We start from the raw sequence: 23,261 nt of genomic DNA, 5'->3' as shown, positions 1-23,261 counted from the left end.
GAAGATGACTACGTGGAAAACGTTGCAACGACTGTCGGCCAGCGACTGCGGCAGGCCCGTTTGAATAAAAACATGTCTCTAGATGAGCTGCAACAGATCACTAAGATCCAACGCCGCTACCTAGAAGCAATTGAAAATGATGATTTTGACTCATTGCCCGGTACATTTTATGTGCGGGCATTTGTGCGCCAATATGCCCAGGCTGTCGGCGAAGATGGCGATCGGCTGGTTGATGTTTTGGACGGCAAAGAAAGTTTGACACCGCCGCCACCAAAACGTCCGCAGCCGGAAACGGTGCAAGGCTCGCGCAAAGCCCTCCATGTCGAGGAGAAAACCGGAAGTCCGGTGGTGCGTCTGTTACCGGTGATTTTTTTCAGCTTGGTGGCAATTACGATCATTGGGGTCGTGGCCTGGCAGACGATTCAAGACCGCAATTCTGATCCAATCTTGACGGATCCGGGGTCTTCGGTAGTGGTGGATAAACCAAAAGAATCCTCCACAACAGAATCAAAAGCTGCGGAAGCGAGTTCTTCTAAGCCTGCTCCACAGGAAAGTACCACTGAATCTTCTAGCGCACCGGCTGAAAAAGTCATGAGCATGGAGATGATCAGCAATACCCAAGAAGTGGCGAATGTCCAGATCAACGATGCAAAAGCACCTTTAAAATTGGATTTTCAAGGTCAGGCAACGGGCCCTTGCTGGGTAGGGGTGATTGTCAATGGCGGGTACGTTTATCAGTACACCTTGCAAGCCAACGAGGCACAATCCACCACCTTACCAGAAGGGACCACCGAAGCCAGCATTATTTTGGGGGCTAGCGCCAATATTGCAATCAAAGTCAACGACCATGACCTGCTCTTTACGGAAGCAGGCATGCAAGCCTTGCGAAAAACCATCAATTTGACGGTGGCGTACCAAGAAGCTGCTGGAAGCAACACCCAACAGTAGGTCTTTTTGAAAAATCAGTAAGTCATTTTTTCTGCACCATAGATACAATAAAAAAGAGAAGAGGTATTTCCCATTGAATCTTCCAAATAAACTGACTGTGATCCGCATCTGTATGATTCCAGTCTTTATCCTAATCCTGGCGCTGCCGCTGGATTGGGGCACATTAACTGTCGGCGACACGAGTCTGGCAGTCACACATCTGGTGGCAGCTGTCATCTTTGCTGTGGCTAGTATCACTGATTGGCTAGACGGAAAAATTGCCCGTTCCCGCGGCCTGGTGACCAATTTCGGTAAGTTTGCCGATCCTTTGGCAGACAAAATGTTGGTGATGACGGCGTTTATCATGCTAGTTGAACTTGGCAAAGCACCGGCTTGGGTCGTAGCAATTATCGTCTGCCGTGAGTTGGCAGTAACCGGCCTGCGCTTGTTACTTGTCGAACACGGGGAAGTGATGGCAGCTGCTTGGCCGGGAAAAGTCAAAACAGCAACTCAGATGGTAGCAATCATCTTATTGTTCATCAACAATATTCCTTTTGGTTTGATGGGCCTGCCACTGGATCAGATTATGCTGTACGCTTGCTTGATCTTTACGATTTACTCAGGGGTCGATTATTTCGCCAAAAATACCGCCGTTTTCAAAGGCTCTATGTAAGAGAAGCGGTAGTCACTTTATCAAATCAAGCGCTGCTCAATTATTATGAGCAGCGCTTTTTGCTGTTTTTAGAGCTGTGAATTTTTTGAAAGAAAAGCGTCTGCAGCGAAGGACCTTCTGCGGGAAAAAAGCGCAGCTATGCTATACTTTAGCTGCGATGTTCTGCTGAGTGTGACAGGCAGAACAGATAAAAAAAGGAGCTGTAGACAAGTGAAAGCAGAAATCATTGCGGTAGGAACCGAGATCTTATTGGGGCAGATTACCAATACCAATGCGACATTTTTATCTGAGGAATTGGCTGGAATGGGTTTTGAAGTGTACCATCACAGTGTGGTGGGGGACAATCGGGAACGGTTAATGCAGCTTTTACAAACTGCCGAGTCGCGCAGTGATCTGGTTGTGTTGTGTGGCGGGTTAGGCCCAACGACGGATGATTTGACCAAAGATGTCACCGCGGAATTTGTCGGCGAAGACTTGGTACAAGATGCGGCGGGTTTGGCCAATTTGGAAGCCTTTTTTGCAAAAGCGCTGCGACCGATGACGCCTAATAATTTGCGGCAGGTACTGGTTTTTGAACACGGCGAAGCATTGCCGAATGAAACCGGCTTAGCTGTGGGAATTTTTTATCAAAAGCCGCAACAAACGGCGTATCTTCTTTTACCGGGACCTCCCAGTGAATTGAAGCCGATGTTTTTACACCATGCCAAGCCGCTTTTAGCCCGTCAATTGCCACAGCATGAACACTTGTTGTCGCGCGTGTTGCGCTTTTACGGTATTGGAGAATCCAAGTTAGTGACCGAGCTGGCTGAATTGATTGACAACCAGTCAAACCCCACTATTGCTCCTTATGCCAAGCCAAATGAAGTGACGGTACGGTTGACAGTCAAAACCAACGATGAGGCAGCAGGCGAACGTCTGCTGGCAGAAACCGAAGCACAAATTATGAACAAAGTCGGGGCTTATTTTTACGGTTACGGGGAGGAAAACAGTCTGGAGAAGGTGGTGGTGGCGTTACTGAAAGAGAAGCACAAAACAGTGACCGCAGCCGAAAGCCTGACTTGTGGGCTGTTTCAGGCAACGTTGGGCAATGTTCCGGGGGTGTCTGAAGTCTTTGCCGGTGGCTTTGTGACCTATGGCGCGGACACGAAGGAACGCTTTTTAGGAATCTCGCCGGAGCTCGTGACAAAATATGGTACTGTCAGCCGCGAATGTGCGGAGGCGATGGCTTTGGCAGCCTGTGAAAAAGCTGGCGCTGATTTTGGCGTGAGTTTTACCGGAGTTGCCGGACCGGAGGAATTAGAGGGACAATCAGCGGGAACCGTGTGGCTGGCATTGGCGCAAGCCGGCGAGGTGGAAAGTCGGTTGTATCACTTCACCCGGGATCGGGCCTATGTCCGTCACAGTGCAGTCATGGCGGGATTGGATCTGTTACGCCGGGCAATGTTGTCTGAAGGCTGAGAATTATCAGCCAAAAAAGTAATTTAAAGAAATGCGAAAATATGTTCGCTTTTTCTTGCAATTTTAGATGGGAAAAGCTATCATAAGAGTACATTAAACGTAATGGTAGATAGAAAACGAAGGCGGCCTGGCGCAGTTTGAGACCGACTTTCGCTTTGAGGATAGACACTTTAAGGAGGATCATCATTTGGCAGACGATCGTAAAGCAGCCTTAGATGCTGCATTGAAAAAAATCGAAAAGAGTTACGGTAAAGGTGCCGTCATGAAACTGGGAGAAAAGGTTGATCAGCGAGTTTCAACCATTCCAAGTGGTTCATTGGCTTTGGACGTAGCTTTAGGTGTTGGCGGCTATCCCCGTGGCCGGATTGTTGAAGTTTACGGCCCGGAAAGCTCTGGTAAAACGACAGTCGCGCTGCACGCGATTGCTTCGGTCCAACAAGAAGGCGGAACGGCAGCTTTTATCGATGCCGAGCATGCGTTGGATCCTTTGTACGCCCAAAAATTGGGTGTGAATATTGACGAATTGCTGTTGTCACAGCCAGACACCGGTGAACAAGGCTTGGAAATCGCTGATGCCTTGGTATCCAGTGGTGCAGTGGACATCGTCGTCATCGACTCAGTAGCCGCCTTGGTTCCACGGGCGGAAATTGATGGTGAGATGGGGGATGCTCACGTAGGGTTGCAGGCACGTCTGATGTCTCAGGCACTGCGCAAGTTGTCCGGTTCCATCAATAAAACCAAAACAATTGCTGTTTTCATCAACCAGATTCGTGAAAAAGTCGGGATCATGTTTGGTAATCCGGAAACGACTCCCGGGGGGCGTGCGTTGAAATTCTACGCAACGATTCGTTTGGAAGTGCGCCGTGCGGAACAACTGAAATCTGGTACCGATATTATCGGGAACCGAACCAAGATCAAAGTTGTAAAAAATAAGGTTGCACCGCCTTTCAAAATTGCTGAAGTCGACATCATGTACGGCTTGGGAATTTCTCAAGAAGGTGAGCTCTTGGATATGGCAGTGGAAAAGGATATCGTGGACAAGAGTGGTGCTTGGTATGCCTACAAAGGCGATCGGATTGGCCAAGGCCGCGACAACGCGAAGAACTACATCAAAGACCATCCTGAGCTCAAAGAAGAACTCAACCAATTGGTTCGAGCAGCCTACGGAATCGGAGAAGCCGCAATCGTTGCCGAAGATCCTGAAGGACAAGAAGAACTGCTATTGGACGAAGAATAATCATAATTTAGTCTCTGTTGACACCGGCCAGCTTATTGTTGGTGGGTGTTTTTTTAATCTCGTGATTGGAGAGTAAAAGGACTGTCAGAAATCATACAATCTGTCAGTAATAGCAAAAATGACAAGGGCTATCTTTTTATAGAATTAAAAAAACGAACTTTTTTAGTTGGATGAAGCGAGGGATTGCACCTTTAAATTTGTCTCTTTAATTCTTTTTTTAAGAAGGAAATCGTGCTGCAATAAGGGTTGTAAACAGGGGTGTTTCTTTTCAGTAAAATATCTGAAATAACAAGGTTTTCCGTGGGTTCAGCCGGCGCCTTTTCCCCTTTAAAAAGTTGACAGTCCCCTTTACAAACATTAGAATAAAGTTGTGCACTTTGCACGCATGCGAATGTAGGCATGTTGATAATGTCATTTAAAAAAGTTTATCAAAAAACTACAAGAATAACTAAATACGATAGTACGGAGGTGGATTTAATGGGACTTTATATTCTCCTCGCTATCATCGGTTTAATTGTTGGTCTTTTAGCAGGATTCGTCGTTGCCAAGAACAAGCATGAAAAAGAACATGCTGAAGAACTGGCCGGCGCGCAAAACTCAGCGCAAGGTATTCTCCAGACTGCGCAAAGAGATGCGGAAACTCTGAAAAAAGAAGCATTGTTGGAAGCTAAGGAAGAAAACCAGAAGTATCGTGCAGAAATCGAAAGTGAGTTGAAGGAAAGCAAGCTCGAAATCAAATCACAAGAGAATCGCTTACTGCAGCGGGAGCAGATGTTGGATCGTAAAGACGATTCCATCGAAAAGCGCGAGCACTCCTTGGAAGATCGTGAGCGAACACTTAGTTCTAAACAGCAATTAATTGACGAGCGAGAAAAAGAAGTCGAAAAACTGATCGGGGATCAACAGCAAGAGTTGGAACGTGTCGCTGGATTATCCCGCGATGATGCAAAAGAGATTATCATGAAATCGACGGAAGAGGAGCTGAACCATGAGCTGACGCTGATGGTGAAAGAATCCGAGCAACGGGCGAAGGAAGAAGCTGACCGCAAGGCGAAAAACCTGCTGTCACTGGCAATCCAGCGCTGTGCTGCTGATTCGGTCTCTGAAAATACGGTATCCGTAGTCTCCTTGCCAAATGATGAAATGAAAGGTCGGATTATCGGTCGTGAAGGCCGCAACATCCGTACTTTGGAAACTTTGACCGGTATCGATTTGATCATCGATGATACCCCGGAAGCAGTCGTCTTGTCAGGCTTTGACCCGATTCGTCGGGAAATTGCTCGTATGACTTTGGAGAAATTGATTCAAGACGGTCGGATTCATCCGGCCCGTATTGAAGAGATGGTGGAAAAATCTCGCAAGGAAATGGATGAACGCATTCGGGAGTATGGCGAACAAGCGGCCTTTGAAGTGGGTGCCCACACGCTGCATCCGGATTTGATCAAGATTTTGGGACGCTTGCGTTTCAGAACCAGTTACGGTCAAAATGTATTGAACCACTCCATCGAAGTTGCAAAATTGACTGGTGTCTTGGCTGCTGAACTGGGTGAAGATATCCAGTTGGCTAAACGAGCAGGTCTTTTGCACGACATCGGGAAAGCATTGGATCATGAGATCGAAGGCTCCCACGTGGAAATCGGCGCCGAATTGGCTGCCAAGTACAAAGAAAATCCGGTGGTAATCAATGCCATCGCTTCTCACCATGGTGACGTAGAAGCAACTTCTGTCATCAGCGTATTGGTGGCAGCTGCAGATGCACTGTCGGCAGCTCGTCCGGGCGCCCGCAGTGAATCCTTGGAAAACTATATCCGTCGTCTGGAAAACTTGGAAAATATTTCCAACAGTTTTGCTGGCGTCGAATCCAGTTTCGCCGTCCAAGCCGGCCGCGAAGTTCGGGTCATGGTCAAACCGGAAGAAATTTCCGATTTGGACGCTGCCCGTCTGGTTCGGGATATCCGCAAAAAGATCGAAGACGATTTGGATTATCCAGGCCACATCAAGGTCACTGTTATCCGGGAAACCCGCGCAGTCGACTACGCCAAATAAAGCAAAGAAAACCACTGACAGCTCCGGTTGTCAGTGGTTTTTTGTTGTAGAAGAGAAACTGGTGACAGCTGCTGTAAAAAGGGCTTTGGTTTATGAGGATTTTTGCTGGCAGTGCATAGTATAATGGCCAGTAAGAGCGACTGATGAGAATGTATCGCAAAAATTCAGATAATCTGAAGACAGCACTGTTTTGATGAAGGAGAGCGTGGCAGGATTTTCTAATCGCAGGGGAATAAGCAGGCGTCCATTCATGGAGGAGAGAGGCAAGATGGGGAGTACCGGAACACAGGATTTTCCGAAGATTCGTAAGCTAGGCGGATTCAGTAATGAAGCGAGAATCCAACAGTTCTCTGATAATATTTTAGACAAAACCTATCAGGTATTTTTGATTGATGAAGCGGGTCACCGGCAAATTTTTAAGCGAGCTGAAGCAAATGAAATTGCCGCTTATCAACAGTTGCAAAAGATGACGCACTTCACAGATCAACAACATTTGGCAGTCCCTGTATTGCAAAGGGTGGTGGCAGATGCGACTGATGAGAAGTGGCTGCTGCTCAGCTTTTTTGAAGGCGAGGACATGCGCAGTGCCTCGGGGCGGATATTTGAAGTCTTTGGTGAAGCTTTGGCCACTATAGTGAATGCGGGAGTTGCAATGAACGAACCTCCTGCAGATCCGATTTCATCAGTTTTTGAACGTTTAGAGCAGAAGCTGCTACCACATTCAATCGCTGCCCGTGGATTGGCTGCATACAAAAAGCGTCGGTGCCAAATGCCACTGACATTCACCAATGATGACTTGTTGCCAATCAATGTTCTGTGGCGAAAAGATGAGGTCTGTTTGATTGATTGGGGCTATGGTCGAAGGGGGACTTATGTAGCTGATCTTGCCCGATTTTTGGCATTTACAGGCTTTTCAAAAGAGGTGACAGGCGGATATCCGATTTCTGAGATAGACGGCAGGCGGGCAATAGCGGCATTTTATCAAGGCTTATCTTCAACGATTAAGTCCCAGCGTCGTTCTGGTGAGTTTTGGATGGATCTGAAAGCGGAATGGCTATTTCAGTATTTGCTGGCATTGTGGCATTTGCCTCAAATCATTGATGATGAGTTGCAGACCCCATTAGAGCAGCAGTGCTACAGAAGACTTTGTAAGTTGGTAGCGGAGTTGGAAGCCTAAGAACTGCAGCAGTCCTTTCTTATCCTATTGGGTGAATGACGCTACTAGCTTTGATGAAATCAAGAGTAGTCAGCATTTGAAATTTTAACGATGAAAAAACAGGTCACTTCCACGGATTTTTAATGGAAGTGACTTGTCTTTTGCTTTGGCGGACAGATCTTGCCGAACAAAGCGGCAGGATTGTTTTCCTTAGTTTATCATAAATGACCCCGGGTAATCCGCTGTGAATTCAAAAACCAATAGTCACGATAGTCTCCGATTAAGGCAGTAAATGGTTGATGCGGGATGTTTGCGGTGTGTAGCTGGTCCAATAAATAGTTGCGCAAGATCCAGGGGTCCTCGATGTGGCGAGCGTTTAGCTGAGCGACAGCTGCGATTGTTTCCGGGGTGGTATGAAGTGCTACAGCAATAGTGGTCAATGGTTGCCCCAAGCGGCGTATGTTTTCGTTAAATTCAGCGATGGTGTCTGTTTGTTGCTGTTTGGTCAATGACATAACGGCTTCCTCCAATCAGATAGTTGTGGCAATGTTCGTTCGAAAAAGCGTTCAAAAAAATTTCTTAATCTTCGGTTGCGCAAGTGCACGTACGCCTTACTTCTAAATTACACTGAGTTTGGACTTGAAGATAAACTCAGCGGCAAGGTGGCTACCTTTGCGACAAAAAGATACTGACGAGGCCAAGTTTTTGCCAACAATCAGCAGCCAAAAACCAGTTGAATTGCTCACAGTTTCAATTGCTACATGGTACACCTTGCCTGCCAAAAAGGCAAAATTTCCGTTTCTTTCCGGTTCAGGGGATTTTAGTTTGGCAAATGCTATAATATCAAGTAACATTTAAATCATAGATACGTACATAATAGTTTCGGAGGGGTCTCCATGAAAACAATGCTTCATACATTCTCAGATTGGATAAAAAAACATAGCCTGCTGTTGAGGTTGTTGTTTTTCGGTTCAATCTTGATCTTTGTCGCTAACCAAGTGATCAATATCGCTCACGGCATGAGTTGGCAGGAAGTCAAGGAAACAATGGATCAACAAGCAAAACCTACCTTGCTGCTAATGGCGATTTTGGGGCTTGTTGGGGTACTGCCAATGCTGGGCTACGACTGGGTAACCGTAAGAACATTGGAGAAAAAGGGCAAGCCTAAAATGCGCTGGAGTGATTTTTTTGTTTCGGCTTGGACCACCAATACCATCAACAATCTAGCCGGGTTTGGTGGAATCGTAGGAGCTAGTTTACGGGCGAATTTTTACGGCAAAGATATCGATCGTAAGCAAGTTTTGGCGACAGTCTCAAAAGTGGCGCTGTTTATGGTGAGCGGCCTCTCAGTTTGGTCATTGATTTTAGCGGTGCAAGTCTATGGTCTCGGGTGGCATCCGGAGTTTCGCAGTTACTGGCTCTGGCTGACGATTGGAAGTGTTTTGGCGCCAGGTCTGTTGGTATTGGCTTATCTACGGCGCAGGCGGTTGTTTGCCGACTTGTTTCCTAAAGGCGTCTTGCAGCTGGTGGCAACTTCTTTTTGTCAATGGAGTGGTGCGCTGGCAGTCTTTTTGGCAATCGGTCGTCTGATGGATCTGCAGTTTGCTGTAACGGATGTTTATCCGATGTTCTTGATTGCGACTTTGATTGGGATGCTGACGATGGTACCTGGTGGGATGGGTACCTTTGATGTCATGATGATTTTAGGAATGAGCAATCTGGGCTTTTCCCAAAACCAGACAGTGGTTTGGCTATTGTATTACCGTCTGTTTTATTATCTGGTACCTTTCGTTTCTGGGCTGGTACTCTTTTTGACCCGCAGCAGTGTGAGGTTGAACCGCTTTTTTGACAATCTGCCTCGTATCATGCTGCAAAAGGCGGCTCATTTTATTGTCATTTTGGCGGTTTACTTTGGTGGAATTATGATGGTGCTGTTGTCGACGGTGCGTAATTTGTCGGCAGTCAGTCAGATTTTCAAGGTGCTATTGCCATTTTCTTTTGATTTTCTGGATCAGACATTGAACTTACTGGTGGGCTTTTTACTGCTGGGTTTGGCACGGGCCCTCTACGCGAAGGTCAAAAGAGCGTATCTGCCCACTATCGCTGTACTGGTATTTGGAATCATGAATACCATCACCAGAACCCGGTCGGCGCGACTATTTGTCGTGTACTGCCTGATTTTATTGGCAGTCTGGTTGGCTCGTAAAGAGTTCTATCGCGAGAAGTTTGTCTACTCTTGGGGAGCCTTGATTTTTGATGGCTGCTTGTTTGGCACCTTGTTGATCGTGTATGCCGTGGCGGGATTTCATCGCGGACAATGGTGGAACAATGAAATGCTGGGCAATTTCATCTTGTTTCCGTCTGAGGATGTCTGGTTCGCCGGCTTGATTGGCTTGGCCCTCTCATTACTGGTGCTTTTCGGGCTGCAACAATATCTTTCACAAACAGATCTGCGGGTGGGTGAAGAGTTTGAGACGCAGCGTTTCAATGAGCTTCTCAACCGCTATGGTGGCACCCGCTCTAGCCACAAGCTGCGGCTGGCAGGCTATCAGATGTATTATTATCAGGAAGATGGCGAGGACAAAGTAGCATTTGGCTTCCAATTCAAAGGCAATCGCTGTTTTGTACTGGGAGATCCCATTGGTGACACAGCCTATTTTCGGCAGGCGACACGAGCCTTTTTGAAGGAAGCGGATTTGTTGGGGTACCAGCTGGCCTTTTATCGGATCAGTGAAGCCTACGTGGTATTGCTTCATGATTTGGGCTTTGAATTTACCAAAATCGGGGAGTCGGGAACTGTCGATTTCACGGGGCCGTTGCCAGATTTCTTGCGGGCAGATAGCTACCGCAAAGCATCGACGCAAGGCTATCACTTCACCTATTATCGGCAGCTGCCAGTCGAGCTGTTGCAGGAATTGGAGCGAGTGAGTGACGAATGGCTGGCAGGGCAACGTGAGAAATTCTTTGCCAGTGGTCGCTTTGACGTGGATTATATTTTGGCTACACCAGTCGGGATCGTACGCAACCAGCAGAACAAAATCGTGGCCTTTGCTACCCAACAGCCGATTTGTAACGAATGGGTTTCCTATGACTTATTGCGTTTGGGAGAAGACATGGATCAGGATGTGGCCAATTATCTGGTACTAAATATGATGCTTCAATGGGAAAAGGACGGCTATCACTATTGCGATATTGGGATGGCGCCATTGGCTCATGTGGGGGACGCGCCGTCATCTTTCTTCCAAGAACGGGTGATGAATGTCATCTACAATTACGGCAACGCGTTTTATGAGTTTCAGGAAAATTTTCGTGGCAAAAAGCCCTTTGCCAGCTATTGGGAAGGATGCTACTTTGCATACGGAAAGGGGTCCAATTTCTACTTAGCTGCCGGACAGCTGTTAGCATTAATAGGACGTGGTCGCAGCAAAGGGCCAACTCTGGTGGAAGAGGCCTTGGAAGAACGTAGCAGCTTGTGAACACGTCATTCATTCGATCCTGAATCTGCTGATTTTTTAGCAAATGAAAAACAAAAACGTCAGGCATCACTGCAGCAAAACTGCGGCAGATCCTGACGTTTTTTTCAAATTAGAGGTAGGTATTTATTTTGTCTTTAACTGGTGATTAATAGGCAGTTCCTTCCAAAAGGTCGCCGGCATTAGGACCAGCATCCAATTTGTAGATGCGTTCTAAGTCAATCACGACAGCAGCCACGGGTTTTGGTACATGATGGCCGGCTGCAAAGGTCACAGCTTCCTCATAAATGGCATCTGCTTGATGGACTTCAGCAAGACCTTCGAAGCGATAGCCTTTGAAAGCAGCGTGATCAACGGTGGCGACAACGACTTTATGGTTGGCTTCAACATTGTGCCAAGCTTGTTTGCCTGTGTGTTCGTTATAAATCAGATGAGTATCATCTAAGACCCGCAGCGTTCCTTTGGGGCCAATCTGAGGATGCCCAGCTTCGTCCACTGTTGCGATAAAGCTCAGTTGGGCAGCAATCATATTTTTCATATCTTCGGTGAGTGTGACAGTCATTGTTACCATTTCCTTTCCATATCCGGCGATTGGCGCTGTACTCCAGTGGAATCGCAAACTAACTTTTCGTAAGTATTATAATCCTATTGCAGAAAAAAGGGTAATGGTTTGTTTCCTTGTGGGAAGATTCGCTTCCCTGTGTTCAAGGAAGGTCGGCATTTGAAATGTTTAGTCAATAAAAGCCGGTCCGCTTCCAATCTTTTTTAATGGAGGCCGGCCAGCTTTTGCTTGATCTTATTTGGTTTGTTTCCTTTGTAGACAGTCTGAAAACAGGCCTGTTACTAGGGAGCTTCCTATCAATCTGCCAGCTGCCGGTCTTCCAAAAAGGCGGCCAATTGCAGCTCTTCATCAGCAGTCAGGTAATTTGCATCCAGCTCCTGTTGTAAGGTCTTTAATAGGTCGCGATCGATTTCCCAGAAGCCGTCCAACTGAGTAAAATGTTCAACCGGATACCGTTGAAATACAGGATACACTGCTAAAAATTCAGCAAAGGTCATCTGAGGCACCTCGGTAAAGTCAGCCACGTAACCGGCGGATAATGCAGCAGCGGTGGGATCACCATTTTCTTTCAAAATCCCTTTAGCCACCAACTCCAAAAAGACTTCCTGTTTGGTGGTCACAATTCCTTGTTGTCGACAGTAGCGATAGCCTTCTTCTACTAGCGGGGGAAAGATAATCTGCATGGGGTGGACCTCCTCTTCTTTTCGGGAGTGGTGACTGGCCAGGGGGGATGAGCTATTATTCAGAGCAATGGCCAAGACCCTGCTTATTTGTCAATGACTTGCCGGCCTTTGTAGTAGCCTTTCAGTGATACCCGATGACTGCGATGGTAATCACCGGTGGTTTCGTCAAAAGTGATGGCTGCTGCCGAAAGAGCGTGGTGTCCTCGGCGCAGGCGTTTTTTAGCTTTAGATGTTTTTCGTGCGGGTACTGCCATGAAGCCGACCTCCTCTCTTATGTTTGATCCTAGTAACGAGACAACTGATTGCGGGTTTTAAGCTGATGAAACAAGGAAGTAGCTGAAAAAATGTTGCTCTTTTCTTTCGCCGCCGCTTAGTTGCCGATAGTTAATTGGGTATAATAAGTTTTTTTACGAGCCCGTTTGTAGTCATGGATGATCTTCAATGCACGTTTGCGTGTTTTGATATTTGGGCTTTTGAGTCGGCGGTAAGCGCTACTCAAGTCTTGCTTTTCCATAGGGATAGGGGCACTCCTTTCTTTGTTTACCGGAGAGCTCCGGTGTCAGTTGGTTACCAACTGGCTTTTTTTACGCCGGGGATTTGCCCTTTGTGGGCCAATTGCCGGAAGTTGATCCGGGACATGCCGAATTTACGCATGTAGCCACGGGGGCGTCCATCAATCAGGTCCCGCTTTTTCAAACGGTTGGGGTTGCTGTCGACGGGCAGTTTTGCCAGACCTTCATAGTCTTTGGCAGCTTTTAATTCGTGCCGCAGCTCCGCATAGTGAGCAATCAGTGCTTCTTGTTTGCGGGCTTTGGCGATTTTAGATTTTTTAGCCATTTATTTCGTCTCCTTAAAAATTACATGTTTGCGAAGCTTGGGCGAATATTTTTTCAGCTCAAGCCGTTCAGGGGTATTGCGTTTATTTTTAGTGGTAAGGTACAGGCGCTCACCAGTAGGGGCGTGTTCCAATGTGATCGTTTGTCTCATAACTGTTCGCTCCTTTTTTGCAGATAGCAACAATCGTCAGGGTGTCAAAAGTCGCAAGTAGTCGAAATGATTTCGATTTACAAGGTGTAAAACGAAATCTTTACGATTTGAACTGAGAAAGTATAACAGGCGCTTGCAGAGACGTCAAGGATTTTTGCTCAAAAAAAATACCAGCCTCAAACTAGCTGATATATCTAGCTAGTTCAAAGCTGGTTAAAATCAGGCTCAGACCCGTCGTCGCCGAGCGAAATCTACAAAGCGGAATTTGTCCAGGCGATGGATGGATTCGCTGTATTGGAAACAACGAGTATCTTCCAAATAGACCAAGCTGCGGACAATCACCACATGCTGGTCTTCCGGCGTCAAGGTCATCAAATCACGGATTTCTTTATTGACTGGTTCGACGGTGATCTCCTTTTGAGCATAGGAAATCTCTAAGCCCAACTCATTTTCAAAATACTGAAAAAGGGAGTCCTGGGCTTTTTTTTCGGGCAATAAGGGAATGATACCGGCATTCAAATAATCTCGATCTAAGATGACTACTTCCCCATCAATCTTTCTTTGGCGGATCAGCTTCCAAGCCTCAGAAGCTACTGGCCAATCGGTGATTTGATGCAGCTTGGGGGAGACGGCAATCTTTTTCAGCTCAGCGACGTGGGTCTCATTGGGAATATGCTGAGCGTTTTGGAGCTCTTTGAAACTCGTCAATCCGCTGATAGGGAAATCAAAACGATTCATATCCAACACGATGGAACCTTTTCCCTGTTTTTTCTGAATATAGCCGGCATTTTTCAATAGATTCAATGCTTTACGAATTGTTTCACGGGAAACACCGTACATCTGAATCAGCTGATTTTCGCTAGGCAGCAGGCTTTGCGGCGGATATTCTTTATTGATGATCTTTTGTTCCAAATCTAAAAAGATCTCACGAAATTTATTCATGAACACAACTCCTTAGGTAATCATGCATCATCAAGCTGCAAAGGACGGGCAGAGGCAAATATGGCGCTGCGAGCTTGGACCAACAGCCAAAAGACAATTTGACTACTGGGCATGTATAAATAGCGGGGACAACTTGTCTAGTCAACTTCCCCCAGTTGTCTTCATTATAGGGATTTTTACTTATAAAAACAATCACGATCCGGCATTTCCAGGGTTTCTTATAAAAAAATGTAAAGGCTTTCTGCTTTTGAAGGAAGTGGAAGGCTGAGAAGTGGGGCGCTGATACGCATCTGGTCATTGTTCTATAAAAGAATAGTAATAAAAGTAGCTGTAGGAAAAAGTGACAAAACGAATAGGAAAAAGGAAATGACGCCAATGCAGCTGGCTAAAAGCAAAATTTCTCAGTGTTTGAAAGGTTTAACGATGAAAAGACAAGCAACCGCCACTAATTTTTAATGGAAGTTACTTGTCTTTTGTGTGTCTGAGATTTGGTTAGGTTCATTTCAGCGGAGGGTGATAGCGCAGTTGTCACCAGCCTCGTTTGTTTTTCTGACTTAAAGACAGCTGCTCTTATTCCACCGTGGCGTGTTAGATCATTTTTGGAGTAGTTGATCCAGATCCAATTCCGTCAATTCGTGGACGGTCTGATCGGCTCCATGCAGTGGTTCCCCGGAGAGGACTCCGACTGCGTACATTCCGCTGGCTTTGATGCCATCCAGTCCAGCTTGTGCATCTTCGAACCCGACGCATTCCTCTGGTGTAAAGCCTAACATTTCCGCAGCTTTGATGAAAATTTCAGGATCCGGTTTGCCTTTGTGGAGTGTCGCCGGGTCCACGATAGCAGCAAACATCGTGATAACGCCCAGTTTTTCCAAAATGAAAGGTGCATTTTTGGAGGCGGAAGCGATGGCACAAGGAACTTTTTTTGCTTGGGCCTCCTCTAAGAAGGTTTTGACTCCAGGCAGCAAGTCTGCCGGTGTCAGATCCTGCAGCAATTCAACATAGTGGGTATTTTTTTTAGCGGCTAAAGCTTCTTTTTCAGCTTGGGTGAAATCGTTTTGGCGCCCACCATGAACTAAGATGCGCTCCAACGAATCCATGCGACTGATTCCTTTCAATTGCTCGTTGAACTTAAGATCAACATCGATGCCAATCTCTTTGCCTAAATCCCGCCAAGCGAGAAAGTGGAATTTTGCAGTATCGGTGATTACACCGTCCAGATCGAATACTAACCCTTTTTTCATGAAATGATTGCTCCTTTTTATAGTTTGGCTTACAGGTTTTGCTTTACTGCCCAGTTACGAGTAGGCAATGGCTGTCTGTTCGTTGGCTTTTAAGGTGATGGTTTCTCCATTGATGATAACACGAGTCGGCTGACTAGCAGTCAAGATAACCTCGTCAGTCGTGACTTTCACGGAATAGTCGATAGTTTTCACGGTAATGTGATAGGCCACTGACTTCCAAGCTTGTGGCAGATGCGGCTCAAAGTGCAGGAGGTCTTCGCGGACATCCATCCCGGCAAAAGTGGTGAGGGGGATGTACAAGGTTGCTGCCATGACACCGGCGTGGATTCCTTCGGCAGTGGTCCCGCCTTGAATATCCCGATAATCAGAATACAGGGCTTCCTGATACAGCTGCCAAGCCAGATCGTTCTCACCCACCATTGCCGCCAGCTGGGCATGGACGACGCGAGACAAAGTAGATCCGTGGGACGTACGAGCCAGGTAATAATGAAGATTGGCGGAGACATAGTCTTGCGGCAGTTGCTCTTTATAGCCCAGGTCTTGCAAAATCTCGTCTACTTGGCCTTTAGAAAAGTTGTAATAAATCATCAGGCTGTCTGCTTGCTTGGCCACTTTATAGTCGTCAGCAGACTGGCCCTCGGCATTTAAGATACGGTCCAATCGGTAAATGTTGCCATACTTTTTCCGATACGCCTCCCAGTCTAGATCTTTAAGTTGGAAGTAGCCGTCAAATTGGGCGATGATACCAGCCTCGTCAATCACTAACCGCAGCTGGTGGCGAATAGTTTCCATAGTTGCAACCACCGCGTCTGTGACTCCGGTCTTTTCTTGGACGGCTGCAAAAGTTTCACTGCCTAATTCAGCTTTTAAAGCGGCAACTTCTTCAAAGAGCCAGACCACCATCATATTGGTGTAGGCATTGTCTTTTAAGCCACCTTCTGCTGCTCCCGGATAGGCTTCGTGGAATTCATCCGGGCCCATAACACCGGCGATGGAGTAGCGTTTCTTTGCTTCATCAAACTGGGCGATGCTCTGCCAAAAATGAGCAATCTCCAAGATCAGTTCGAGACCGTAATTTTCCATGAATTCTCGATCACCGGTGTTGTGCCAATATTGCCAAACATTGTAGGCGATAGCTAAGGAAACGTGGCGCTGACGTCGGCTGTGGTCTTCTTTCCATTCGCCGCTAATCGGATTCAGGTGGAGCTCTTGGGATTGCTCGGTACCTTCAAGCCCTGATTGCCAAGGGAACATCGCCCCTTGATAACCGGCATTGGCGGCATCAATTTTAGCAGCCGGTAAGCGCAAGTAGCGATACAGCAAGAGCTGACGTGCAGTTTCAGGAAAACGCAGGATGTAAAAAGGCAAGATGAAAAGCTCATCCCAGAAGATATGCCCACGATAAGCCTCCCCATGAAGTCCACGGGCAGTGACAGACGCATCCAGCTCTTGATTTCCGTTGGGAGAAGCTGAAGCTAGCAAGTGAAAGGTATGGATATTTAAAAGTTTCTGACTCATGAGATCGCCTTCGACAGTTACCGCCGCTTTTTGCCATAGCTGCTGCCAAGCCGCCGCCGAAGCTTGGGCTAGTTCGGAAAACTTAGGAAATGCTGTTGCAGCTAACTCTAATGGCAGCTGGGGTTCTTCTTTACGAGCTTGAGCTACTCGAACAGTCTTTTCAATTTCATACCAGTGATTCGCCTGGGCTGCAAAGGTTACCGTTTGGAAAACTTTTTCCGCGGTAGCCTCAGTAGTGAGAGTGGCATTTTGCAAAAGCGATCCGGCTAGATAAGACTGTTGCAAAAGAGTAATTTTCGAGTTTTTGGTGCGGACTGCCAGCATTGCCCGCGGGCCATCGACGGCAGTTTTCAAGAGTTCCAGATGGCGGTTTTCCAAGCTGCGGTAACGAGCCACGTTATAATTGTAGACTGTGCCGTCTGCTTCTGTGACTAATTGGATTTCACCGGAAAAACCGATGGGTGACACCCGATAACGCAGACTGTAAAACTCTCGCTGAGCCATGCTGACGATCTTTTCGGTTTCTATTGCCAGTTTACGGCCGTCTGCCAATTGGAGGATTCCTCTAGACGTCATGACTCCTGTGCGCAGATCCAGCGAACGATGCAACGAGGAAACATTTTCTGCTGTGACTGTGATTTTTTCACCATCAATCACGGGATAAATTTTCTGCAAATTAGGGGCATTAACGAAATCCTCATTGGCAATGGTCCGGTCTGCTACTTGGGAATAGGCGGTGTTGTAAAGACTAGCTAGATAGGTCGCGGGATAGGTCGCTTCGCTGATTTCCATCTCCGGAGTCGTTCCCCGCAAGCCCATAAAACCATTACCAACGGTTAAAAGGGATTCAACTGAGTATTCGTCTTTGCCCGGACGCAACCCGTAATAATCCAAGCGCCAGGAAAGCTGTTGGGCAGCGGTGGCAAAGTCTGCTTCTGTGGTATTAGCAACGTAGGGTTGGTTTAGATTTTCTGTCAGCCACTGGGACAATTCCAAGAGTCCTTCAGGAAAATCAATTAAAACCGGTTGGGGGCTGTTTAGGATACCACCGTCAGCGGGATGTCGTTGCAGCCAATTTTTTAGTTCGATTGCGGCTTCTGAAGGGAGTCCAGTGAAGCTGCGCTGTTGACCATCTGGTGTTTCGGCCTGCCAATTGTGGTCATGGATGGTTATCTTGTTTAGTTTCATATTCGGTAGCGGAAGATGATCGCCATCTTCCTGCGCTCCTTTCTATTTGAGAGCCTGCTTCTGCCAACTTGTCTATACATGCAATTTTATTATAGCGAACTTTGTCAGCGATTTCAAATGTTATCCGTTAGATATTAATAATTTCGCAATTAATGGTATGCAATAATTATGCAACAAACAGAAACATTAATAGTAGGGCTTTTTTGTTGACATGGTAGCAGAAAGTCCAACAAGGAAAATATTCAACAAAACTAAGTAAAACGCTTGCATTATTTTGCTGTTCCCGTTATGATTGTTTTGTAGTTGAACTTATATATACAAGTGTTGTTTTTGCTGTCTGATTGGCTAAGGTCAAAGGAGACAGTCGTGTGAAAGAAAGGAGCCTAATCTTATGGGCAAGTATCAAGAAGATGCTGAAAAGCTGTTGCAGGAGATCGGCGGCAAAGAAAATATCTCCGCTGTGACTCACTGTGCCACGCGCATGCGCTTTGTTCTGAATGATCAAAGCAAGGCCAATGAAAAAGCGATTGAGGATATTCCCAGCGTAAAAGGAATGTTCACCAATGCCGGGCAGTTCCAAGTGATTATCGGCAATGACGTCCCCACTTTTTACAATGATTTCAGTGCTGTATCGGGAATTGAAGGCGTATCCAAAGAGCAGAGCAAAGCTGCTGCTAAACAAAATCAGAACCTGATTCAACGAGCAATCGGAACGCTGGCAGAAATCTTTACGCCATTGTTGCCGGCAATCATCATCGGGGGGTTAATTCTCGGGTTCCGCAATTTTTTGGAAGGGGTACCACTAGGGATTTTAAATGACCAGACTATCACAGAAGCCTCGACCTTCTGGAACGGCGTCAACGGGTTCTTATGGCTGCCAGCCGAAGCAATCTTCCACTTCTTACCAGTAGGGATCACTTGGTCCATTACCCGTAAGATGGGGACGACTCAAATTCTGGGGATTGTCTTGGGGATCACGTTGGTGTCACCACAACTCTTGAATGCTTATGCCGTCAATGGAACAAGCGCCGCTGACATTGCAGCCAACTGGACTTGGGATTTCGGTTACTTCACTATCGAAAAAATCGGTTATCAAGCGCAAGTTATTCCGGCGATGCTGGCAGGCTTTTTGTTAGTCTATCTGGAACGCTTCTTCCGTAAACGGATTCCTGAAGCCGTGTCTATGATTTTTGTTCCACTGTTTTCACTGTTGCCAACAATCATCGCGGCTCATGTTATTTTAGGCCCAATCGGTTGGCAGATTGGTTCCGGTATTTCCTTTGTTGTTAATGCGGGTCTGTCTTCTTCATTGAACTGGTTGTTCAGCTTGGTATTTGGCGGGCTATATGCACCGTTAGTAATTACCGGGCTGCACCATACGACATTGGCAATCGACCAACAGTTAGTATCAGATTTTGGTACCACCAACTTATGGCCGATGATTATGCTGTCAAATATTGCACAAGGGACTGCCGTTTTAGCTATTTATTTCCAACACAAAGGCAATAAAAAAGAAGAACAAGTCTCAGTACCATCGACAATTTCTGCTTACTTGGGAGTTACGGAACCGGCGATGTTTGGGATCAACTTGAAATATGTTTATCCTTTTGTAGCTGCTATGATCGGTTCTGCTGTAGGGGCAGTTTTGATTACGGTGACGGGTTCACGAGCGTTGGGAATTGGTGTCGGCGGTCTGCCTGGGTTCTTATCTTTCCCAATCAAGAGTTATCCATGGGTATTTGCTTCGATGCTGTTGACGATGGCAGTTACCTTTGTTATGACCTATGTGCTGCGTAATGTTAAAGCCTTGAATAAAGTAGAACCCGTGCTGGATGAGGGTGGTTTAGCCTTAGCAGGTGCCGGCGCAGCGGGTAGTGGACCGGCTGTGACAGTAGCGGATATGGCAAAAGATGAAGTTGCCGGAGCGACACCTGATACGGTAACAGAAGAAATCATCTATGCACCAGTGGAAGGTCAGATTATCGCCATCGGTCAAGTCAACGATCCAGTCTTTTCACAAAAAATGATGGGGGATGGATTTGCCGTGCGACCAAAAGCGCAGGAAATCTATGCGCCGGTTTACGGGCAAGTAATCAGTGTTTTTGAAACCAAACATGCCATCGGAATCAAGACCGCTGGTGGAGCTGAAGTCTTGGTGCACATGGGGCTGGATACTGTCGAATTGAAGGGGGCGCCTTTTGATGTCAAAGTCAAAGAAGGCGACCGGGTCACACCAGAAACCCTGTTGGCAGAAATGGATCTAGAGGCAGTAAAAGCTGCTGGTAAAGAAACAGATGTGCTGGTAGTCTTTACCAATGGCGAAAAAATTGCCAGTTTGACACTGGATAATTCCGGTGAAGTCGTTGAACAAAGCCGCATCGGGCATGTGGACGTTATCGGCTAAACTTTATTCAAAAAATCGAAGCCGTTGGAATACGCCGAGAAGGGTATTCCAACGGCTTTTTATGCTGCAAAAAACGTTGGCTTTTAAAAGGCAGCTGATCTGATGAGTGGCGGTTGCCTAACATGAAAACCAGCAACGTGATTTTTAGGCTTGCCGAAAAATAATTGATAGGGTATACTGAGCGCAACATCAATATTTTTCGGTTAACCGAAAATAATTAACGAGGTGAAGCAGATGATTCGTTTTGAAAATATTACGGCCGCCTATTCGCCACAGCAGGTTGTCGTAAACCATGTGAGTTTTACCGTAACTGGGCCGCAAATCGTCGGTCTGATTGGACCAAATGGTGCGGGTAAATCGACGTTTATCAAAGCCGCATTGGGACTAATTCCGGCAAAAGGCAGTGTAACCGTCGACGGACAGCCATTAAAGAGTGTTCAGCGGGATATTGCTTATGTAGAGCAAAAAAGTGCCATAGACTATAGTTTTCCCATTACCGTGGCTGAAGTTGTTTCGCTAGGACTATATCCTAACCTGAGGCCTTGGCAATCGTTGCGAAAAGAGTGGCCCAAAGTCATGGCCGCACTGGCAGCTGTTGAAATGGAAGCATTCGCCAAACGCCAGATTGGAGAGCTGTCTGGTGGGCAGTTTCAACGAGTGCTGCTGGCACGAACGCTGGTGCAAGATGCTCAGCTGATCTTTTTAGATGAGCCGTTTGTGGGAATTGATGCTGCCAGTGAGCAGATTATCATGGCATTATTGCGACAGTTGCGAGGGGCTGGACGCCAAATTTTTATCGTGCATCACGATTTAGGAAAAGTCCGTGACTATTTTGATTCTGTTTTGATTTTAAATAAAGAGTTGATTGCATTTGGTAAGACGGCTGACGTTTTTACGCCAAATAATTTGAAAAAAGCTTATGGGGATGCCATTTTGATTGGAGGGGATCTGACATGATTGCACATTTTATTGAAGGTCTGCTGGCGTATCACTTTTTGCAAAATGCCTTGATTACATCGCTGGTTATTGGGATTGTCGCCGGTGCAATTGGTTGTTTTATCATTTTACGGGGGATGTCGTTGATGGGAGATGCCATCTCCCACGCAGTACTGCCGGGAGTTGCATTGTCTTTTATTCTGGGAATCAATTTTTTTGTAGGTGCTGTTGTTTTTGGGATTTTGGCCAGTGTCTTGATTACCTATATCTCAAACAATAGCACGGTTAAGAGCGATACAGCTATCGGGATTACCTTTAGTTCCTTTTTGGCGCTGGGGGTAATCTTGATCGGAGTAGCCAACAGCTCCACTGATTTGTTCCATATTTTATTTGGGAATGTCTTGGCAGTTCAAGACAGTGACAAATGGATTACGATTGCAATCGCCGTTTTGGTGCTCGCGCTATTAGTGATTTTTTATCGCCCCCTGCTCTTGACGTCTTTTGATCCGATGATGGCCAAGGCTTTCGGGATGAAGGTCAATCGCTATCACTACCTGCTGATGTTGATGTTGACGTTGGTTTCAGTGACAGCAATGCAAAGTGTCGGAACAATCTTGGTGGTAGCTATGCTGATTACACCAGCTGCGACTGCGTATCTTTTCACCAAACAGCTGAAACACATGATCCTCTTGTCTTCTGCAATCGGTGGTATTTCTTCCATCATCGGGCTTTTCATTGGCTACAGCTTCAATCTGGCGGCAGGATCCAGTATCGTATTGACCGCCGCCGCAATCTTTTTGGTAGGTTTTCTTTTGTCTCCAAAGCGAAACGAGCAGACACGTACAAGACAATGGAAACTGGCAGCAATTGCAGTGGCAGCTGTCGGACTGGGAATTTTCGGCTATCAACGCTTTTTGGCACCGGCAGCAGCGGAAGAAAAATTACAAGTAGTTGCTACAAACTCGATTGTGGCGGATCTGGTAAAAGAGATTGCCGGCGATCAGGTCCAGCTCCACAGCATCGTACCGGTGGGAAAAAATCCCCATGAATATGAACCCTTAGCTGAAGATGTGCGCAAAACAGTAGAGGCCGACGTAATTTTTTACAATGGCTTAAATTTAGAAACAGGGGGCAATGGTTGGTTCACTAAGCTGATGGATAACGCGGGTAAAAAACCGGAACAGGACTATTTTGCCGTCAGTGATGGTGTCGATGTGATCTATCTAGAAGGCGCGGCGGAGGCTGGCAAGGAAGATCCCCATGCGTGGTTGAATATCGAAAATGGTATCTTGTACGCTGAGAATATTTACCAGACGCTAAAAGAAAAGGACCCAGACAATCAAGCAGTCTATCAGGAACGATTTATGGCATATCGAGACAAATTACAAAAATTAGATGCGACTGCCAAAAAACAATTTGCAGCCATTCCGGAAAAAGAGAAGCTGATTGTGACCAGTGAAGGCTGCTTCAAATACTTCTCTAAAGCCTATCAAATACCTTCAGCGTATATTTGGGAAATCAATACGGAAGAAGAAGGAACACCCGCACAGATTACAAGTTTGGTGGACCAACTGAAGGTCTCCGATGTCAAAGTACTCTTTGTGGAAAGTTCCGTCAACAAAAAACCGATGCAAAGCGTTTCAAAGGATAGCGGCATCCCTATTTACGCAGAGATTTTTACAGATTCCATCGCTGAACCCGGGAACCCTGGTGACAGCTATTACAATATGATGAAGTGGAATCTGGAAAAAATTTATGCCGGATTAGCGGGAGAATAAGTAACAAAATTTTCCTTGAATTGGAATTAAAACGTACAGGGCAGTGACA

At 46.5% G+C, this 23,261-nt stretch carries 21 protein-coding genes; 11 read left to right on the top strand and 10 right to left on the bottom strand.

Annotated features, from left to right (window positions below; all coding sequences use genetic code 11):
• Nucleotides 1-12 precede the first annotated feature (12 nt).
• The 6 genes from BAU14_RS11985 (at nt 13) to BAU14_RS11960 (ending at nt 7,518) form a co-directional block, all read left to right on the top strand.
• A complete protein-coding gene (locus BAU14_RS11985; protein ID WP_161900348.1) occupies nt 13-948 on the top strand; it encodes a helix-turn-helix domain-containing protein in 936 nt (311 codons plus the stop codon).
• 73 nt (nt 949-1,021) lie between these two features.
• Nucleotides 1,022-1,600, top strand: a complete 579-nt coding sequence (gene pgsA / locus BAU14_RS11980) for a CDP-diacylglycerol--glycerol-3-phosphate 3-phosphatidyltransferase (protein WP_161900347.1) — start codon at nt 1,022-1,024, stop codon at nt 1,598-1,600.
• A 210-nt stretch (nt 1,601-1,810) separates the two neighbouring features.
• Nucleotides 1,811-3,058 carry a competence/damage-inducible protein A gene (locus BAU14_RS11975; RefSeq protein ID WP_161900346.1) on the top strand — a complete coding sequence of 416 codons (1,248 nt, stop codon included), beginning with the start codon at nt 1,811-1,813 and terminating at the stop codon, nt 3,056-3,058.
• 187 nt (nt 3,059-3,245) lie between these two features.
• Complete coding sequence (recA, locus tag BAU14_RS11970; protein ID WP_161900345.1) at nt 3,246-4,295, top strand: recombinase RecA; 1,050 nt, start codon at nt 3,246-3,248, stop codon at nt 4,293-4,295.
• 477 nt (nt 4,296-4,772) lie between these two features.
• The gene (rny, locus tag BAU14_RS11965; RefSeq protein WP_161900344.1) at nt 4,773-6,341 is read left to right on the top strand and encodes a ribonuclease Y; all 1,569 of its coding nucleotides are present in this window, start codon (nt 4,773-4,775) and stop codon (nt 6,339-6,341) included.
• Between the two features lie 250 nt (nt 6,342-6,591).
• Nucleotides 6,592-7,518 carry a phosphotransferase gene (locus tag BAU14_RS11960; RefSeq protein WP_161900343.1) on the top strand — a complete coding sequence of 309 codons (927 nt, stop codon included), beginning with the start codon at nt 6,592-6,594 and terminating at the stop codon, nt 7,516-7,518.
• A 197-nt stretch (nt 7,519-7,715) separates the two neighbouring features.
• Here BAU14_RS11960 and BAU14_RS11955 read toward each other — a convergent pair whose 3' ends face one another.
• Nucleotides 7,716-8,012: a DUF2316 family protein gene (locus BAU14_RS11955; RefSeq protein WP_161900342.1), complete on the bottom strand. Its 297-nt coding sequence runs from the start codon at nt 8,010-8,012 to the stop codon at nt 7,716-7,718.
• A 157-nt stretch (nt 8,013-8,169) separates the two neighbouring features.
• Between BAU14_RS11955 and BAU14_RS11950 the strand changes: the two genes are divergently transcribed.
• Both BAU14_RS11950 and mprF read left to right on the top strand, forming a co-directional pair.
• The gene (locus tag BAU14_RS11950; RefSeq protein WP_161900341.1) at nt 8,170-8,355 is read left to right on the top strand and encodes a hypothetical protein; all 186 of its coding nucleotides are present in this window, start codon (nt 8,170-8,172) and stop codon (nt 8,353-8,355) included.
• Nucleotides 8,356-8,393: 38 nt separating this feature from the next.
• On the top strand, nt 8,394-10,973 hold the full coding sequence (gene mprF, locus BAU14_RS11945) for a bifunctional lysylphosphatidylglycerol flippase/synthetase MprF (RefSeq protein WP_161900340.1): 2,580 nt from the start codon (nt 8,394-8,396) through the stop codon (nt 10,971-10,973).
• A 145-nt stretch (nt 10,974-11,118) separates the two neighbouring features.
• On the opposite strand, the gene BAU14_RS11940 is transcribed toward mprF, so the two are convergent.
• The 9 genes from BAU14_RS11940 to BAU14_RS11900 all read right to left on the bottom strand — a co-directional run bounded on the left by BAU14_RS11940 (nt 11,119) and on the right by BAU14_RS11900 (nt 18,094).
• The gene (locus BAU14_RS11940) at nt 11,119-11,532 is read right to left on the bottom strand and encodes a pyridoxamine 5'-phosphate oxidase family protein (RefSeq protein ID WP_161900339.1); all 414 of its coding nucleotides are present in this window, start codon (nt 11,530-11,532) and stop codon (nt 11,119-11,121) included.
• A 296-nt stretch (nt 11,533-11,828) separates the two neighbouring features.
• Nucleotides 11,829-12,215, bottom strand: a complete 387-nt coding sequence (locus BAU14_RS11935) for a hypothetical protein (RefSeq protein WP_161900338.1) — start codon at nt 12,213-12,215, stop codon at nt 11,829-11,831.
• Between the two features lie 83 nt (nt 12,216-12,298).
• Nucleotides 12,299-12,469, bottom strand: coding sequence for a 50S ribosomal protein L32 (gene rpmF / locus BAU14_RS11930; protein WP_161900337.1), 171 nt, complete (start codon nt 12,467-12,469; stop codon nt 12,299-12,301).
• 116 nt (nt 12,470-12,585) lie between these two features.
• Nucleotides 12,586-12,729 (bottom strand): putative metal homeostasis protein, encoded by a 144-nt coding sequence (locus BAU14_RS11925; protein ID WP_161900336.1) that lies wholly within the window; start codon nt 12,727-12,729, stop codon nt 12,586-12,588.
• A gap of 53 nt (nt 12,730-12,782) precedes the next feature.
• Nucleotides 12,783-13,052, bottom strand: coding sequence for a 30S ribosomal protein S14 (gene rpsN / locus BAU14_RS11920; RefSeq protein WP_161900335.1), 270 nt, complete (start codon nt 13,050-13,052; stop codon nt 12,783-12,785).
• Nucleotides 13,053-13,202: a 50S ribosomal protein L33 gene (gene rpmG, locus BAU14_RS11915; protein WP_161900334.1), complete on the bottom strand. Its 150-nt coding sequence runs from the start codon at nt 13,200-13,202 to the stop codon at nt 13,053-13,055.
• 225 nt (nt 13,203-13,427) lie between these two features.
• On the bottom strand, nt 13,428-14,144 hold the full coding sequence (gene treR, locus BAU14_RS11910) for a trehalose operon repressor (RefSeq protein ID WP_161900333.1): 717 nt from the start codon (nt 14,142-14,144) through the stop codon (nt 13,428-13,430).
• 593 nt (nt 14,145-14,737) lie between these two features.
• On the bottom strand, nt 14,738-15,388 hold the full coding sequence (gene pgmB / locus BAU14_RS11905; protein WP_161900332.1) for a beta-phosphoglucomutase: 651 nt from the start codon (nt 15,386-15,388) through the stop codon (nt 14,738-14,740).
• A 54-nt stretch (nt 15,389-15,442) separates the two neighbouring features.
• Nucleotides 15,443-18,094, bottom strand: coding sequence for a glycoside hydrolase family 65 protein (locus BAU14_RS11900; protein ID WP_161900331.1), 2,652 nt, complete (start codon nt 18,092-18,094; stop codon nt 15,443-15,445).
• Between the two features lie 391 nt (nt 18,095-18,485).
• On the opposite strand from BAU14_RS11900, the gene treP reads away from it, so the two are divergent.
• The 3 genes from treP (at nt 18,486) to BAU14_RS14450 (ending at nt 23,212) form a co-directional block, all read left to right on the top strand.
• Nucleotides 18,486-20,498, top strand: coding sequence for a PTS system trehalose-specific EIIBC component (treP, locus tag BAU14_RS11895; RefSeq protein ID WP_161900330.1), 2,013 nt, complete (start codon nt 18,486-18,488; stop codon nt 20,496-20,498).
• Between the two features lie 234 nt (nt 20,499-20,732).
• The gene (locus BAU14_RS11890; protein ID WP_161900329.1) at nt 20,733-21,455 is read left to right on the top strand and encodes a metal ABC transporter ATP-binding protein; all 723 of its coding nucleotides are present in this window, start codon (nt 20,733-20,735) and stop codon (nt 21,453-21,455) included.
• Complete coding sequence (locus tag BAU14_RS14450; RefSeq protein WP_161900328.1) at nt 21,452-23,212, top strand: metal ABC transporter permease subunit; 1,761 nt, start codon at nt 21,452-21,454, stop codon at nt 23,210-23,212. Before BAU14_RS11890 ends, BAU14_RS14450 begins: the two co-directional genes overlap by 4 nt.
• Nucleotides 23,213-23,261: the final 49 nt, after the last annotated feature.

Origin of the sequence: Candidatus Enterococcus leclercqii (assembly GCF_009933135.1) — a bacterium.
Lineage (GTDB): Bacteria > Bacillota > Bacilli > Lactobacillales > Enterococcaceae > Enterococcus_C > Enterococcus_C leclercqii.
This window is presented reverse-complemented; position numbering and strand designations above follow the sequence as displayed.

Coding starts and splice junctions, on each gene's coding strand:
- treR (WP_161900333.1), bottom strand. CDS start 14,144: ATGAATAAATTTCGTGAGATCTTTTTAGATTTGGAACAAAAGATCATC.
- BAU14_RS11940 (WP_161900339.1), bottom strand. CDS start 11,532: ATGACTGTCACACTCACCGAAGATATGAAAAATATGATTGCTGCCCAA.
- BAU14_RS11955 (WP_161900342.1), bottom strand. CDS start 8,012: ATGTCATTGACCAAACAGCAACAAACAGACACCATCGCTGAATTTAAC.
- rny (WP_161900344.1), top strand. CDS start 4,773: ATGGGACTTTATATTCTCCTCGCTATCATCGGTTTAATTGTTGGTCTT.
- BAU14_RS11900 (WP_161900331.1), bottom strand. CDS start 18,094: ATGAAACTAAACAAGATAACCATCCATGACCACAATTGGCAGGCCGAA.
- treP (WP_161900330.1), top strand. CDS start 18,486: ATGGGCAAGTATCAAGAAGATGCTGAAAAGCTGTTGCAGGAGATCGGC.
- BAU14_RS11960 (WP_161900343.1), top strand. CDS start 6,592: ATGGAGGAGAGAGGCAAGATGGGGAGTACCGGAACACAGGATTTTCCG.
- rpsN (WP_161900335.1), bottom strand. CDS start 13,052: ATGGCTAAAAAATCTAAAATCGCCAAAGCCCGCAAACAAGAAGCACTG.
- BAU14_RS11935 (WP_161900338.1), bottom strand. CDS start 12,215: ATGCAGATTATCTTTCCCCCGCTAGTAGAAGAAGGCTATCGCTACTGT.
- BAU14_RS14450 (WP_161900328.1), top strand. CDS start 21,452: ATGATTGCACATTTTATTGAAGGTCTGCTGGCGTATCACTTTTTGCAA.
- rpmF (WP_161900337.1), bottom strand. CDS start 12,469: ATGGCAGTACCCGCACGAAAAACATCTAAAGCTAAAAAACGCCTGCGC.
- rpmG (WP_161900334.1), bottom strand. CDS start 13,202: ATGAGACAAACGATCACATTGGAACACGCCCCTACTGGTGAGCGCCTG.
- pgmB (WP_161900332.1), bottom strand. CDS start 15,388: ATGAAAAAAGGGTTAGTATTCGATCTGGACGGTGTAATCACCGATACT.
- BAU14_RS11925 (WP_161900336.1), bottom strand. CDS start 12,729: ATGGAAAAGCAAGACTTGAGTAGCGCTTACCGCCGACTCAAAAGCCCA.
- BAU14_RS11890 (WP_161900329.1), top strand. CDS start 20,733: ATGATTCGTTTTGAAAATATTACGGCCGCCTATTCGCCACAGCAGGTT.
- mprF (WP_161900340.1), top strand. CDS start 8,394: ATGAAAACAATGCTTCATACATTCTCAGATTGGATAAAAAAACATAGC.